This is a genomic window from Gulosibacter sediminis (assembly GCF_014904065.1).
In the GTDB taxonomy this organism is placed as follows: domain Bacteria; phylum Actinomycetota; class Actinomycetes; order Actinomycetales; family Microbacteriaceae; genus Gulosibacter; species Gulosibacter sediminis.
On sequence record NZ_JACXJG010000019.1, the window covers coordinates 10,609 to 24,361 of the forward strand.

Consider the following 13,753-nt stretch of genomic DNA (forward strand, 5'->3'; position numbering starts at 1 on the left):
ACCCGCATGTGCCTCGTGACCCGCATGAGCCTCGTNCCCTGCATGAGCGTCGTGCCCTGAATGCAGATCGTGCCCGGCGTGCTCTTCGGCGTTCGTCTGACCCTCGTGCCCTGCCAGCTCGTGGTGTTCGTCGTGCGTGTGATTCGCCATCGTGTCTGCCTCATGTTCCTTTCGCGCGACCACCCGGGCCGCGAATCGGTTATACCCCTGAGGGGTATAACCGAGCCCTCATGTCCAGCATTCCAACTTCTATGCTCCATCACGACTGTCCCGGGACCCGCACAACCGTTCGGCGTCGCAGAAAGTTGAGTGGTCGTTTTTTGTNGGCTGGACGATGGGGGAAAGGGGCGTGGGACGATGGGGCCGTGAATTCTCGGAGGCAGTGGCGAACTCGCATCGAAAACGTCATCCGCACCGACCCCGCGTCGAGGCCGATGACCGAGGCGTTGCTGTCGATCGATGAGGTGTACGCCCGCAAGGTCATCGACCTCGCGATGCGCATCGCCGAAGCGCTCATCGCCGTCGGCGCCTCCGCGAACGAGGTCGTGCTCGCCGTGATCCGCGTCGCGGCAGCGCTCGGCATCAAGCCCGTGCACGTCGACATCACCTACAACTCAATCGGCGTCTCCTACCACCGCAACGAGACCGAGCTGCCGTTCACGCTCATCCGTGTGGTGCGCGCGCCCGTGCCTGACCACACGAAGCTCCAGCAGCTACAAGCGCTCGTCGCCGACATCGAGTCGGGCAGCGTGACGCTCGATCACGCACGCGTGCGCTTTCACAAGATCCGCCGTCGGCCGTTCCCGTACCGCCCCGCCGTCATCGTGCTTGCGCAGGGCACCCTCGCCCTCGGCGTGGGCGTGCTCTACGGCGCCAACTGGTTTGTGCTGCTCATCATCGCGCTCGCCGCCTGCTCGGCCGCGATGACGCAGCGGCTGCTCGGGAAATGGCACGTGCCGTTCTTCTTCTCGCAGGCCGCCGGCGCCCTCGTGGTCGTCGCGATCGCCGCGGTCTCGAACTGGCTCCGCGACCTCGGCGTGCCGCTGTTTGACGAGGTGCGGCCGACCGTCATCGTCGCGGCCGGCATCGTGTTGATGCTCGCGGGTATGTCGGTGGTCGCGGCCGCACAGGATGCGATTGACGGCTTTTCGCTCACGGCCGGCGGGCGCATCCTCGACCTCGCGCTGCTTACCCTCGGCGTCGTCATCGGCATTGTCGGCGGGGTAGCGCTGACCCAGTCGCTGGGCATCGGCATCCCGCTCGCGAGCGAACCGCCCGCGCTCGGCTCGGTGTGGATGCAGGTCATCGGAGCGATCCTCATCGCCGTCACCGTCGCGGTCTGGAACGGCGCCGGCCTTCGCACGATCGCGATCTCGGCGGCGCTCGGCGCGACCGCCTGGGGCGGCTACAGCATCGCGCTGCTCGGCGGCATAGGCATGGCCCCCGCGAGCGGCTTCGGTGCACTGCTCGCGAGCTTCCTCGGCACGCTCATCGCGCACCGCTGGCACGTGCCGTCGATCGCCGTGACCACGGCCGCGATTGTGCCGATGGTGCCCGGTTCGATGGTCTTCCGCGGCATCCTCGCGATCGTCGCGGCCGAGAACGACCCGCAGGGCCTCATCGTCGGCTTCGCCGAACTCGTCAGCGCCGGCGCGATCGGCCTCGCCCTCGCGTCGGGGGCGTCGCTCGGCCTGTTCCTCGGCGCGCCGATTCGCGACACCCTGCAGAGCGTCACGCGGCGGCGCGGTCGCATTCGCTAACGGCCGATCGGCCGGGCGCTTCCGGCCAGTGTTGCAGAAGCGGTGGCAGTATGGGGCGACGNGAGGTCGGGCCCGCCGGGTGCTACGCGCGAGCCGCGCGCCCCGCGCACCAGCACACCCTCGCCCCACGGGGACCGGTTCAAAGGAGAACCTCATGACGACTCGACTTCGCGCCGGCATCATCGGTGGCGGGTTCATGGGGGAGGTGCATGCGCGCTCGATCCGCATCGCCGACGGCGAGATCGCCGGCATCGCCTCATCAAGTCTCGAACGCGCCCGCGATGCGGCGGCGACGATCGGCGTCGACCGCGCGGCGAACGCCGAGGAACTTATCGGCGACCCACGCATCGACGTCATTCACGTTTGCACCCCGAACGCGAGCCACGTGCCGCTCGCTCGGGCCGCCATTGCGGCGGGTAAGCACGTCGTTTGCGAGAAGCCGATCGGCGTCAGCCGTGACGAGGCGACGCAGCTCGCTGCCGACGTCGAGGCGAGCGACCGGCTGCTCACCGTGCCCTTCGCCTACCGCTTCCACGCGATGACGCGCGAGGCGCAGCGCCGCATCGCCGCCCACTCGTTCGGCCACCTCACTGGCGTTACCGGCGTCTATCACCAGGACTGGCTGCTCGAGCCGGGCGACGACAACTGGCGCGTCGACGCCAAGGCGGGCGGCGCGTCCCGCGCGTTCGCCGACATCGGCTCACACCTGGCCGACCTTACCGAGTTCCTCGCGGGCGAGCGCATCGTGCGGCTCACCGCGCGCACCCAGACGGTGCACGCCGAGCGCTCCGGCCGCGAGGTCACCACCGAAGACCTCGCGGTGTTGCTCGTTGAGTTCGAATCGGGCGCACTCGGCACCCTCTCGATCTCGCAGGTGGCAGCAGGCCGCAAGAATTCACTCAGCGTCGAGATCGGCGGCGCCCACGAGACGGTCCGCTTCGAGCAAGAGAACCCCGAGACGCTCTGGATCGGCCACCGTGGCGGCTCGGTGCTGCTCCAGCGCGACCCGAAGCTCATCGGTGGCGACGTCGCCCGCCTCAGCAACGTGCCGGCCGGGCATCCGCTCGGCTACCTCGACGCGTTCGCAGCTTTCGTCGGGGACAGCTACGCGGCGATGTCGAGCGGCGTGCTTCCCGACGGGCTGCCGACGGTGCGCGATGGGCTCCGGGCCGTCGAACTCACCGAGCGCGTCCTTGCCTCGGCCGCGAGCCAGTCCTGGGTTGACGCGTAGCGCCCCGCGCCGAACGACCGCCTACGCGAGTCGCTCGATTTCGACGAACACGATGTCGGATGCGCTGCCCCGGTTCTCGACCCGGTGTTCCGACCCAGCCGCACGGGTATAGCTGGTGCCGGCGACGAGCTCGGCGGTGATCTCGTTGCCCTCGGAGGTGACGACGTGCATGCGGTCGGTCACCATCGGCACGACCACGTACTCGAAGTCGTGACGGTGCATGGGAATCACGCCGCCCGGCGCGATCGTCCACTTCGTCACGCGAAAGTGGTCGTTCTCGAGCTGCAATTCGCCGGTCGATCCAGTGCTCATGGGCGGTGCTCCTTCGGCTCTCCCGCAGCGAATCCCGCCGCTCGGGCCCAGCCTACGAGGTACATAATGACGGTGTGCCGATACTCAACAAAGACATGTCCCTTTGCATCTCGCTCGCTGCTCGGCCGTCGAACTACGGCACGCGGTTCCACAATTTCCTCTACGACGAAATTGGCCTGAACTTCATCTACAAGGCATTCACGACGACGAACATCATCGACGCGATCGCCGGCGTGCGCGCCCTCGGTATCCGCGGCTGCTCGGTGTCGATGCCCTTCAAGGAGGCCGTGATCCCGCTCGTCGACGAGCTCGANAGTCGGCTGCGGCCATCGACTCAGTGAACACGATCGTCAACACCGACGGTCGGCTCGCCGCGGCCAACACCGACTACGAAGCCGTCGTGCAGTTACTCAAGAACCACCAGCTCGACACCTCGATGTCGGTGCTCGTGCGCGGCTCGGGGGGTATGGCGAAGGCCGTCATCGCGGCGTTCCGCGGCGCCGGTTTTGACGACCTCACGATCGTCGCGCGCAATGCCGAGGCGGGCCAGGCCATCGCCGACCGCTACGACTACCGCGCGGTCACCGACGACCCTGCGCCCGGCCACGACCTGCTCGTCAACGTCACGCCGCTCGGCATGCAGGGGGCGGATGCCCAGACCCTGTCGTTCTCGGAGGCACACATTGGCGCGGCTCAGCAGGTCTTCGACGTCGTCGCGCTGCCCGCCGAGACACCGCTGATCCGCGCCGCGCAGTCTGCGAACGTGCCGACGATCTCGGGTTCCGAGGTGTTCGCGCTGCAGGCCGCAGGCCAGTTCAAGCGCTACACCGGCGTCGAGCTGACGCAGGATCAGATCGGCAGGGCCGCCGCCTTCGCTCGCGAAGCGTAGGTCCCACGGCATGATGACTCCCGATCGCAATTCCCACGACTCGCCCTACTTCGTCCGCGAGTCCGCGACGCAGTACCGCCCGAGCCTCGAGACGGGCGGCAGCTGGAACAACCAGGAGCAGCACATCGCGCCCGTCGTCGGGCTCATCAGCCACCTCATCCTCACCGATCGCGATGAGCGCCATGGCGACAGCACGCTGCGCATGAGCCGGCTCTCGTGCGACATCCTCGGCGTGATCCCGATCGAACCGTTCGATGTCGAGCTGCGTGTCGTGCGTCCCGGCCGCACCATCGAACTCGTCGAGGCGATCCTCACCCATGGTGGCCGGCCCGCGGTGAGTGCGCGGGCCTGGCTCACGAAGGAATTCGACACCGAGGACATCGCGGGCACGACCGTGCCTCGCATCCCGTCGGTCGACGAACTGCCGAGCTGGGACATGGGGGACACCTGGGACGGCGCCTTCGTTGAGACGCTCGACGTGCGCCGTCAGTCGAGCGGCCCGGGCGTCGCCCAGTATTGGATCCGGCCCCAGCGGCCGCTCCTGACGGGCGAGCCGGTGAGCAACACAGCCCGGTTGCTCTCGGTCGCCGACCTCGCGAACGGCTCAGCGACGCTCGTGTCGCCCGACGAAGTCGCGTTCCCGAACCTCGACCTCACCGCGCACCTCTACCGCGTGCCGGTCGGGGAGTGGCTCGGCTTCGACACGCACGTCTCGATCGGCCCGCGCGGCGCGGGGCTCACGCAGAGCATCCTGCACGACGCCGAGGGGCCGATCGGCACCCTGGCGCAGACGCTCACGGTGCGCCCGCGGCGCGACTAGCACCAGCAACGAGGTCGGGCCGCGCAGCNCGCGAGCGCTACGACACCGGTGCGGTCGCCGTTGCCTGCCGCGTCACGGTGCCGATCGCCCACTGATACGCGGGCTCGGTGCCGGAGACTTCGAAGTCGCCGACGGTGCGTGCTTTGTAAAGCCAGGGGTTGTGCGAGGCGACGGTGCGGGCATTGCGCCAGTGCCGATCGTGCGCGGCCGAGGCACGCACCCCGGATGCGCCGAGCGCGTCGAACAGGCGGGTCGCGGCCTCGGGCACGAGGCGCGACAGCGTCACCTGGGCGCGCGCCGAATCGAGCTCCGAAGCGACCACGGCGGCCTGTGCCGCCGCCACCGAGTCGTCGCCGCCGAGGCCGCCCCGCACGGCGGCTGCCGTCTGATAAGCGTGCTCGATCGACTCGGCGACGCGCTGCACGAGCGCATCGGCCGCGAACGAGGTCGCCCCGATCTCGCCGACCGCCTGCAGAATCTGCGGGTCGTCGCGCACCCGATCGGCGTTGCCGTGGCTGTAGGTGCGCTCGCGGGCGGCGACCGCCGACGAGGCGTCGCGCAGCACCGTGCGAGCGATGCCCGCATGTGTCGCGAGCAGCACGAGCTGGTAGAGCGCGGTCTGGTAGGCGAAGCGGTCGTCGAATGGAATCACGTCGGCGCGCTCGACCGCGGCACCGCTGTACACGATCGTGCCCGTTCCGGTGAGCTGTTGGCCGAAGCCGTCCCAGTCGTCGCTAATGGTCACCGAGTCCTGGTCAAGCGGCACGACCGCGATGTACTGCGTGCCGTCGTCGGCCTGCACCGTGGTGTCGGAGTAGTCGGCGTAGATCGAGCCGGTCGTGTAGAACTTTTCGCCGGTCACGCTCGCCGCGTCGCCGACGAAGTCGATCTTCGTGCCGAGCTGGCCGCGCTCGACCGAGCCGATTTCGCTCCACGCGTTGCCGACCAAGGCACCCTCGGCGAGCCGCGCGAGCCAACGCGCTCGGAAGTCACTGTGGCGCGACACGAGTACGTCCTCGACGAAGGCGATGTGGCCCCGCCAGATCTGCGCGACGTTCGAGTCGGCGGCGGCGAGCTCGACGAGCAGCGCGGCAAGCTGGGGCACGGTGGCACCAAAGCCACCGGCCGCTTCGGGCAGCCGAACCCGCCCGAAGCCCGCTTCGGCGAGCGCGCGCACCTCGGCGACCGGCAGGGCGCGCTCGCGTTCGCGCTNCGACGGCGCCGGCCGCGATGCTCGCGAACACGGGCGCGAAGTGGTCGTGCAATTGCTTGGTCGTGGTCATGGCCCCTCACTTGGTCGGTCGTGTGATCGTGCAGCCAAGTTAGGCGCGGCGGGCGGCGGACGGAAGCGAGCCGCGTCACGATGATTCACGAGGCGTCACATGTGACGCCGACGCGACATACTCCGTCAACAACGTCGCGCCGAGCGCCCGGTATGCCTCGAGCGCACGGTCAAACTTGGTCGAGCCCGCCTGAGCCGTCGACCCGAGCTATTCCGGCGGCAACGGATGCGCGCCGACCGGGTTCGGTTGCTTCGCGAACCAGACGATGAGCGCGCCCGCGACGGCGACGAGGCCGATGCCCGCGATCGCCTGCGGCGACATCGCCTGGCCGAGCAGCACGAAGCCAACGAGGCTGCTCAGCGCCGGGTCGACCGCGAAGAGCACGCCGATGATGCGCGCCGAGGTGATACGGCCGGCGATGGTGTCAACCGAAAACGGAATCGCGACGCCGATCACCGCCGAGAACGTGAATAACCACCAGTCCGGCCCGTCGATGCGGGGCAACTGCGGCACGGCGATCGGCAGGGTCACGACCGCCGCGATCGTCACCGAGAGCGCGACACCGTCGAGCCCGCTGCTCGCCTTGCCGATGCGGTCGGCGCCAACGGTGTAGACCGCGAAGAAGAACGCGGCGGCCAGCGCGAACAGGTACCCGGCGAGGTCGAAGTAGCCGAGCGGGCCTGCCGAGATGAGGGCGACCCCGGCGACGGCGACGAGCGCGCAGAGACCCTCGCGCAGCCGCCGCGAGCCGAGCAGCGCGATCGCGCACGGCCCGAGGAAGTCGAGGGTCACGGCGACGCCGAGCGGGATGCGGTCGATCGCGTTGTAGAGGCAGAGGTTCATCGCGGCCATCGCGACGCCATAGACGCAGATGCCGTGCCACTCGCGCTGGCCGCGACCGCGCAGGCGAGGCCGCACGATGACGAGCATGAGCACGGCGGCGATGAGCATACGCATCGCCGAGGTGCCGTACGTGCCGTAGTCGCCGAAGAGTCCCGACGAGATCGCGGCCGAGGTCTGAATTCCGAGCGAACCGACGAGCACGAGTCCGAGCGCCCGCAGCACCGAGGTGCGGTCGGGCCCGGCAGGAGTTCGTGGCTCGCGCGAGGGCGCCGCGGGGTTGGTCATTCCCTCAGCCTAGGGCGAGACTAGGGCCAAGTTGTCCAAGGCGCCGCGGCCGAACTCGACTCGACGAACAACGCTGCGTTCCCGCTGCAGCGCCCTTTGCCCTCAGAACGGATAGCCATGTTTCAGCAAGAAGCTGACGCCGGAGACTACCGCGAAGAGCAGAAACGTCACGGCGATCCATGGGCAGGCCCATCGGCTCGTCTGATAGGTGCCACGTCGGAGCGTTGGCAGCAACAGCATCAGGCCAGTGACCTGCACGGCCGTCAGTACGAGATATGACCAGTCCTCGAACACGAAGACGAGGGCGACAAAGTGCAGGGCAACGCATAGGCCGATCCACCAGCCATACCATCGCGTCTGTTTCTGCCGCGCGAGCACGATGCAGCCGCCGCCGATGAGCACGACCTCGGCGAGCACCACCAGGCCGAACACCCAGTAGCGGCCCTCGAGCGCGGTCGACGTCGACCAATTGCGCCACACCAAAATCCCAAATGCGATCGCGACGAGCATCGAGACCACCGAGCCTGCTCCCAACCAGCCTCGGAGCTTCGGCCTCGGGTCTTCCTGGGACCAGCCGAACCAGCCCGCAGCCATGACTGACAGCCAAGCAACCGCAAAGGCCTGATCCCGCAAGAATTCTGTCAGCATGGTGCATCCTCTCGCGGTACCGGAATTGGCTCTTGTCTACACGATCTTCATGGCATGTAGCTTCCTCTTCCGACGAGGGTGCGATTTCGGCGTGCCCTCGGCACGATCCTCACCGTCACCCGTGCCGCCTCAGCGGGCGTGCTCCTCTCGTTCGTGCTGACGCTGCTCGGGCCTACGTTCAAGCTCTGCGATTGAGCGCTGCGATGAGTGAGTTCTGGCATGTGCCGACCGTGTCCGACACGAGCGCTGACTGATGGCAACTACTCTGGATCAGTCTCGTGACGCTCGCGCTCACCCTGGTCGGCGTCGTCGGCTTCCGGCGTCGCGACATCGGAAGGTAGGCATGGTTCGACCGACACTCACCGCTCCCGGCCTGCTCACGCTGGCGGTGACGCTGGCGTTGAGCGGATGCGCGGCCGACTCGGTCGCGCAGGTGCGCCAGCCTCCGGCAGACGCGGGATTCGATTATCAGCTCGGCGGCGCGTACGACCCGCCCGAGGGCGTGACCGTCGTCGAGCGCGACCGCACGGCCGCCCCCGCCGATCTCGGCTATGACATTTGCTACGTGAACGGCTTTCAGACCCAACCCGAGGCCTCCGCGTCGTTCGCCCAAGCGCACCCCGAGTTGCTCGTGACCGCGAGTGGTGAGCCGCTCGTCGACCCCGGCTGGCCCGACGAATTCATCTACGACACGTCGACCGAGGCGAACCGCGCGGCGATCGAGGAGCTCGTGGGCGACGAGATCCTCGACTGTCAGCGCGGCGGCTACGACGCCGTCGAGTTCGACAATCTCGACTCCTATCTGCGGTCCGACGGCGCGCTCGCCGAGGCCGACAACGTCGCCCTCGCGACCAGGTACGCGCAGCTCACCCACGACGCGGGCCTCGCGGTCGCCCAGAAGAACGCCGTCGAACTCGCGAGCAAGCTGCGCGATGCCGGCTTTGATTTTGCGATCACCGAGTCGTGCGTGCAGTTCGACGAGTGCGCCGATTACGCCGAGGCGTACCCCGTGGTGCTCGACATCGAATACACCGACGAACTCGGCGAGGCCGGATTCGCGGCAGCATGCGAGGCGCCCGAGCGCCCCACGACGATGATCTTGCGCGACCCGAAGCTCGTGGCGGCGGGCGACCCCGATTACGTCTTTGAGGCCTGCCCGCAGCCGTGACGTCGACGCTGGGGGAGCAGCCCCATTAGTGCGCGCCGGGCTGCAGCGCGAGGCTGTCGCGGTAGAGGTCGATCGCGAGGGCGACGAGCGCCGGCGTGAGCGGATGCGCATCCTGCGCGCCCCAGATGAGGTGCACGCCGATCGGCGGCGCGTCACGAATCGGCCGATACGCGATGCCCTCGCGCCGATACTGCGCGGCCGTCGCCTCGGAGCTCACCCCGGTACCCTCACCGGCCGCGATCATCGCGAGCCAGTCGTCAATGCCGCCGGTGGGCAGCACGCGGGGTTTCGGCTCACCATCCCAGAGCCCGGTGCGCGTCGTGCCCGAGACTCGGTCGACGAGCAGGGTGCGCTCGCGCAATTCATCCCACTTCACACTGCGCCGCCGGGCCCAGGGATCATCAGACGACAGCACGGCGAAGCGCCGCTCGTACCCGATGAGGGCGTGCGGCCATGGCCCGAAGCCAACCGGGTCGCGCACGACCGCGATGTCACAAAGCCCCTCGCCGAGTCCGCCGTTCGCGAGGTTGTGGTGTACGAAACGCAGCGTCTTGCCGGGATGCTCGCGCTGCCAGCGCCGCTGGAAGGTCTGGGTGCGCGCGCCGAACGACGACCACGCGTGACCCAGGAGCACGGTGTCGGCGCCGGATTCCGCCTCGCGCAGCAGCGCATCGACCGACGCGAGCGTGGCCCGGGCCCGCGTGAGGATGCGCGAGCCTGGGGTCGTGAGGCGCACCGATCGGCTGTTGCGCACGAGCAGCCGCACCCCGAGGGCTCGCTCGAGCGCGCTGACATTGCGTGACACCGCGGCCTGCGACACGTCGAGCTGATGCGCGGCGCTCGTGAAGCTGCCGGCGTCGACGACGGCCACGAAGTGCAGCAGGTGCCGCAGTTCGAGGCGGTCGGGGCCAAACACATCCATACGCTCAGCGTATCAATAGGCCGTCAATTGCATTTTGCGTAACGATGGCGCGATCGTAGCTTTGATCCATGGCCCGCAACCTGTTCGCCCAGCACCTGCCGACCGCGCCGGTTCCCGCCCCGATCGAGGGCACCGGGCGTGATCGAGCCGTCGGTGTTGGCCTCATGCTCACGGCGGCGACCTCGACCCAGTTCGGTGCGTCGTTCGGTGCGCTCGCGTTCCCCGCGATCGGCCCGGTCGGCGTGGTCGCGGTGCGCCAGTGGGTCGCGGCCATCGTGCTCGGTGCGGCGGCGCGGCCGAAGTTCTGGCGGTTCCGGGCCTCGCAGTGGCGGCCGATCCTCGTGCTCGCGTTCACGTTCATGCTCATGAACCTCTGCGTCTACGTCGCGATCGACCGCATCGGCCTCGGCCTCACCATCACCCTCGAATTCCTCGGCCCACTCGCGATTGCCCTGTTCGGCTCGAAGCGCTTGCGCACCGTGCTCTGCGGCATCGCCGCGGGCGTTGGGGTCGTCGTGCTCGTGCGGCCGGGAGCGACCGACGATTATCTCGGCGTCGCCGTCGCCCTCGTCGCTGCCGTGTGCTGGGCGGTGTACATCTTCGCGAATCGCGCCGTCGGGCAGCGACTGCCGGGCGTCGAAGGCTCGGCGACCGCCGCCGGCATCTCGGGGCTTGCCTACCTGCCGACCGGCATCTTCGTGCTCGTGAACAGCGAACTGACGCTGCCGGTCGTCGTCTACGCCCTGCTCGCCGGCGTGCTCTCGTCGGGTGTGCCGTATTTCGTCGACGTCATCGCGCTGCGCCTCGTGCCCGCCCACTTCTTCGGTGTCTTCATGAGCGTGCAGCCGATCCTCGCGGCGCTCGTCGGGATGCTCATGCTCGGCGAACGCCTCGACCTCACGTCGTGGATCGCGATGCTCGTCATCGTGGCCGCGAACGCCGTGGCGGTCACGGCGACGCCACGTGTGAGCGGACCCAAGTGGGTCGACGCGAGACGCCCTCGAGGAGAAGGCAAGTCTTCGGCGACTCCAGCCGTTCACAACGTGGCCGGGAACAACGGCTAGCGCCCGGCCAGTTTCGTGGCGGGAGTGGAGGCCAGCAGCGCTCCGAGCGGCGCGTCAGTCCGCGCGAAGGCGTCCGATTTGCGCATGCTGTGGTCGCGTTCAGCCCCGTGCTGCAATAATTGAACGCCATTTACCGCTTCAACGCCGAATCCAGAATGGAGCAGTCCAGAATGACCACCTTCGCTGTTATTAACCCTGCCACGGGAGAGACTCTTGCCGAGTACCCCGACGCGACTTCGACCGAGATCGAGCAGGCGCTCGCATCGGCGCAGCAGACCTACCAGGAGTGGTCGCGCAAGACCACGGTCGCCGAGCGAGCGAAGCTCGCGGTGCGTCTTGGTGAGCTGTTCGAGGAGCGTCGCGAGGAGCTTGGCGCGATTATCAACCGCGAAATGGGCAAGCCGCTCGACCAGTCGATCGGCGAGGCCGAGTTCTCGGGCGCCATCTCGAAGGCGTTCGGCGAGAACGCCGAGAAGTGGCTCGCCGACGAGGAGCTCGAGGTGGAGGACGGCCTGCGCACGTTCTTCCGCTTCCAGGGCACCGGCGTGATCCTCGGCATCATGCCCTGGAACTACCCGTACTACCAGGTCGCCCGCTTCGCGGTGCCGAACCTCATCCTCGGCAACACCGTGATCCTCAAGCACGCGGCGCAGTGCCCCGAATCGGCGCTCGCGCTGCAGCAGCTCTTCCTTGACGCCGGGTTCCCCGAGGGTGCCTACGTTAACGTCTTCGCGACCCACGAGCAGCTCTCGGACATCATCGCCGACGACCGCATCCAGGGCGTTTCGCTCACGGGCTCGGAGCGCGCCGGCGCGATCGTTGCTGAGCAGGCGGGCAAGCACCTCAAGAAGTGCGTGCTCGAGCTCGGTGGTTCCGACGTCTTCGTCGTGCTCGAGGGCACCGCTGACATTGACCGCGCCGTGCGTCACGCTGTGGGTGGTCGCATGGAGAACACGGGTCAGGCCTGTAACGGCTCGAAGCGCATCGTTGTGCACGAGTCGGTCTTCGAGGAGTTCTCGCAGAAGTTCAAGGAGGCCATCGCGGGCCAATCGTACGAGAACGGTGACTTTGGTCCGCTCTCGTCGTCCGGTGCAACGAGCACCCTGACCAAGCAGGTGCAGGGCGCGCTCGACCAGGGCGCCGAGCAGCTCGTCGGTGACAACACGCCCGAGGGCAACGTCTACACGCCCTCGGTGATCACGGGCATCACGCCCGAGATGGACGTCTACAGCCAGGAGCTGTTCGGACCCGTCGCGCAGCTCTACAAGTTCTCGACCGACGACGAGGCGATCAGCCTCGCGAACTCGTCGCCGTACGGGCTCGGCTCGACGGTGTTCTGCGACGACGAGGCGCACGCCGAAGCGGTCGGCAACCAGCTCGACGTCGGCATGGTGTTTATCAACGCCACCGGCCTCGAGGGCGCCGACGTGCCCTTCGGTGGCGTGAAGAAGTCGGGCTACGGTCGTGAGCTCGGCAAGGTCGGCATGCTTGAGTTCGCGAACAAGAAGCTCTTCCGCTTCGCCGCGAAGAAGTAGCGCACCACGGCAACGGCCCCGGAGCCCACGATGGTGGGCTCCGGGGCCGTTTTCGGTTGCTCGGCGGCAGGCTAGTAGCGAACCGGCTCGATGCCGAACGCGCGGGCGAGGTGGTCGATGCGCTCAGCGCGCTTGAGGCGGGGCAGATCGCTGCCGTCGCGCACGATGCGCCCACGCGCGTCGAACTCGGCGATGAAGTCGCGCGCCCAGCCGACGTCGGCCGGAGGCGGGCTCAGGCACTCGTTGATGACGGGCAGCTGGTTCACGTCAAGGCAGAGCTTGCCGGTCAGCCCGAGGCTCACGGCGGTCTCGCACTGTTCACGAATCACCGGGTGGCTCTTGCTCACGGTCGGGCCATCGATCGGGCCGGTGAGGCCGGCGATCGCGCTCGCCGTCGTGAGGCGCGAGCGGGGGTACGCCATCGCGAGGTCCGAGGCCTCGGTACCCGTATCGCGGCGGTAGTCGCCCGAGCCGAACGCGAGGCGGAAGACGCCCTTCGCCTTCGCGATCGTGACGGCCGACTCGATGCCGAGCGCCGACTCGATGAGGGGAATCACGGGGGTGTTCCCGCCGAGGCGCTCGAAGGTCTCCGAGACTTCTTCGGGGTACTCGGTCTTGGCGAGCATGACGCCTTGCAGGCCCTTCACGCCGGCAAGGTTGTCGACGTCGCCCGCCCAGAATTCGGTGCTGCGGGGGTTGATGCGCACCCAGGCCGAGCCGCCGCCAGCGAACCACTCGAGCACATCCTCGCGCGCCTCGTTCTTGTAGTTCGGGTCGACGCCGTCCTCGAGGTCGAGGATGAGCTGGTCGGTGCGGGATGCGCGGGCCGAGTCAAACTTGTCGGTCGAGCGGGCAGAGAGAAGTAGCCACGACCGCGAGATCTCCGGAGGAACCTCGAGTTTCTGCTTCGGCGAGTTCGACATGCATTCCCTTTCGTGCGAGTGGCCCGACTCGCAAGCCTAGCCAACTTGGGGCCGCGACGGCAGAAATGCG

12 protein-coding genes and 1 pseudogene are annotated in these 13,753 nt (G+C 68.1%); 7 read left to right on the plus strand and 6 right to left on the minus strand.

All coding sequences use genetic code 11. The features are described 5' to 3' along the window. Window positions 1–434: 434 nt before the first annotated feature. Together ID132_RS10300 and ID132_RS10305 are read left to right on the plus strand one after the other, a co-directional pair. The gene (locus ID132_RS10300; protein ID WP_125106391.1) at window positions 435–1,760 is read left to right on the plus strand and encodes a threonine/serine exporter family protein; all 1,326 of its coding nucleotides are present in this window, start codon (window positions 435–437) and stop codon (window positions 1,758–1,760) included. A 154-nt stretch (window positions 1,761–1,914) separates the two neighbouring features. Beyond that, a complete protein-coding gene (locus ID132_RS10305; protein ID WP_125106390.1) occupies window positions 1,915–2,991 on the plus strand; it encodes a Gfo/Idh/MocA family protein in 1,077 nt (358 codons plus the stop codon). A gap of 21 nt (window positions 2,992–3,012) precedes the next feature. Here the strand turns inward: ID132_RS10305 and ID132_RS10310 are convergent, their stop codons facing one another. Further along, the gene (locus ID132_RS10310) at window positions 3,013–3,303 is read right to left on the minus strand and encodes a cupin domain-containing protein (protein ID WP_193128543.1); all 291 of its coding nucleotides are present in this window, start codon (window positions 3,301–3,303) and stop codon (window positions 3,013–3,015) included. Between the two features lie 74 nt (window positions 3,304–3,377). On the opposite strand from ID132_RS10310, the pseudogene ID132_RS10315 reads away from it, so the two are divergent. Together ID132_RS10315 and ID132_RS10320 are read left to right on the plus strand one after the other, a co-directional pair. After that, window positions 3,378–4,192 (plus strand): annotated as a pseudogene (locus ID132_RS10315) (shikimate 5-dehydrogenase). Between the two features lie 10 nt (window positions 4,193–4,202). Continuing rightward, on the plus strand, window positions 4,203–5,012 hold the full coding sequence (locus ID132_RS10320) for a thioesterase family protein (protein WP_235988478.1): 810 nt from the start codon (window positions 4,203–4,205) through the stop codon (window positions 5,010–5,012). A 37-nt stretch (window positions 5,013–5,049) separates the two neighbouring features. On the opposite strand, the gene ID132_RS10325 is transcribed toward ID132_RS10320, so the two are convergent. From ID132_RS10325 to ID132_RS10335, 3 genes are all read right to left on the minus strand, one after another. Continuing rightward, on the minus strand, window positions 5,050–6,189 hold the full coding sequence (locus tag ID132_RS10325) for an acyl-CoA dehydrogenase family protein (RefSeq protein ID WP_328744203.1): 1,140 nt from the start codon (window positions 6,187–6,189) through the stop codon (window positions 5,050–5,052). 313 nt (window positions 6,190–6,502) lie between these two features. Beyond that, complete coding sequence (locus tag ID132_RS10330) at window positions 6,503–7,423, minus strand: EamA family transporter (protein WP_193128544.1); 921 nt, start codon at window positions 7,421–7,423, stop codon at window positions 6,503–6,505. Between the two features lie 102 nt (window positions 7,424–7,525). After that, complete coding sequence (locus tag ID132_RS10335) at window positions 7,526–7,933, minus strand: hypothetical protein (protein WP_193128545.1); 408 nt, start codon at window positions 7,931–7,933, stop codon at window positions 7,526–7,528. Window positions 7,934–8,414: 481 nt separating this feature from the next. On the opposite strand from ID132_RS10335, the gene ID132_RS10340 reads away from it, so the two are divergent. Next, window positions 8,415–9,239, plus strand: coding sequence for an endo alpha-1,4 polygalactosaminidase (locus ID132_RS10340; RefSeq protein ID WP_125106384.1), 825 nt, complete (start codon window positions 8,415–8,417; stop codon window positions 9,237–9,239). Window positions 9,240–9,264: 25 nt separating this feature from the next. Here the strand turns inward: ID132_RS10340 and ID132_RS10345 are convergent, their stop codons facing one another. Further along, window positions 9,265–10,161 (minus strand): LysR family transcriptional regulator, encoded by an 897-nt coding sequence (locus tag ID132_RS10345; RefSeq protein WP_193128546.1) that lies wholly within the window; start codon window positions 10,159–10,161, stop codon window positions 9,265–9,267. A gap of 68 nt (window positions 10,162–10,229) precedes the next feature. Between ID132_RS10345 and ID132_RS10350 the strand changes: the two genes are divergently transcribed. Together ID132_RS10350 and ID132_RS10355 are read left to right on the plus strand one after the other, a co-directional pair. Further along, on the plus strand, window positions 10,230–11,225 hold the full coding sequence (locus ID132_RS10350) for an EamA family transporter (protein WP_235988480.1): 996 nt from the start codon (window positions 10,230–10,232) through the stop codon (window positions 11,223–11,225). Between the two features lie 170 nt (window positions 11,226–11,395). Beyond that, window positions 11,396–12,760, plus strand: a complete 1,365-nt coding sequence (locus ID132_RS10355) for an aldehyde dehydrogenase family protein (RefSeq protein WP_125106382.1) — start codon at window positions 11,396–11,398, stop codon at window positions 12,758–12,760. Between the two features lie 71 nt (window positions 12,761–12,831). Here ID132_RS10355 and ID132_RS10360 read toward each other — a convergent pair whose 3' ends face one another. Beyond that, window positions 12,832–13,683 carry an HpcH/HpaI aldolase/citrate lyase family protein gene (locus ID132_RS10360; protein ID WP_193128547.1) on the minus strand — a complete coding sequence of 284 codons (852 nt, stop codon included), beginning with the start codon at window positions 13,681–13,683 and terminating at the stop codon, window positions 12,832–12,834. Window positions 13,684–13,753: the final 70 nt, after the last annotated feature.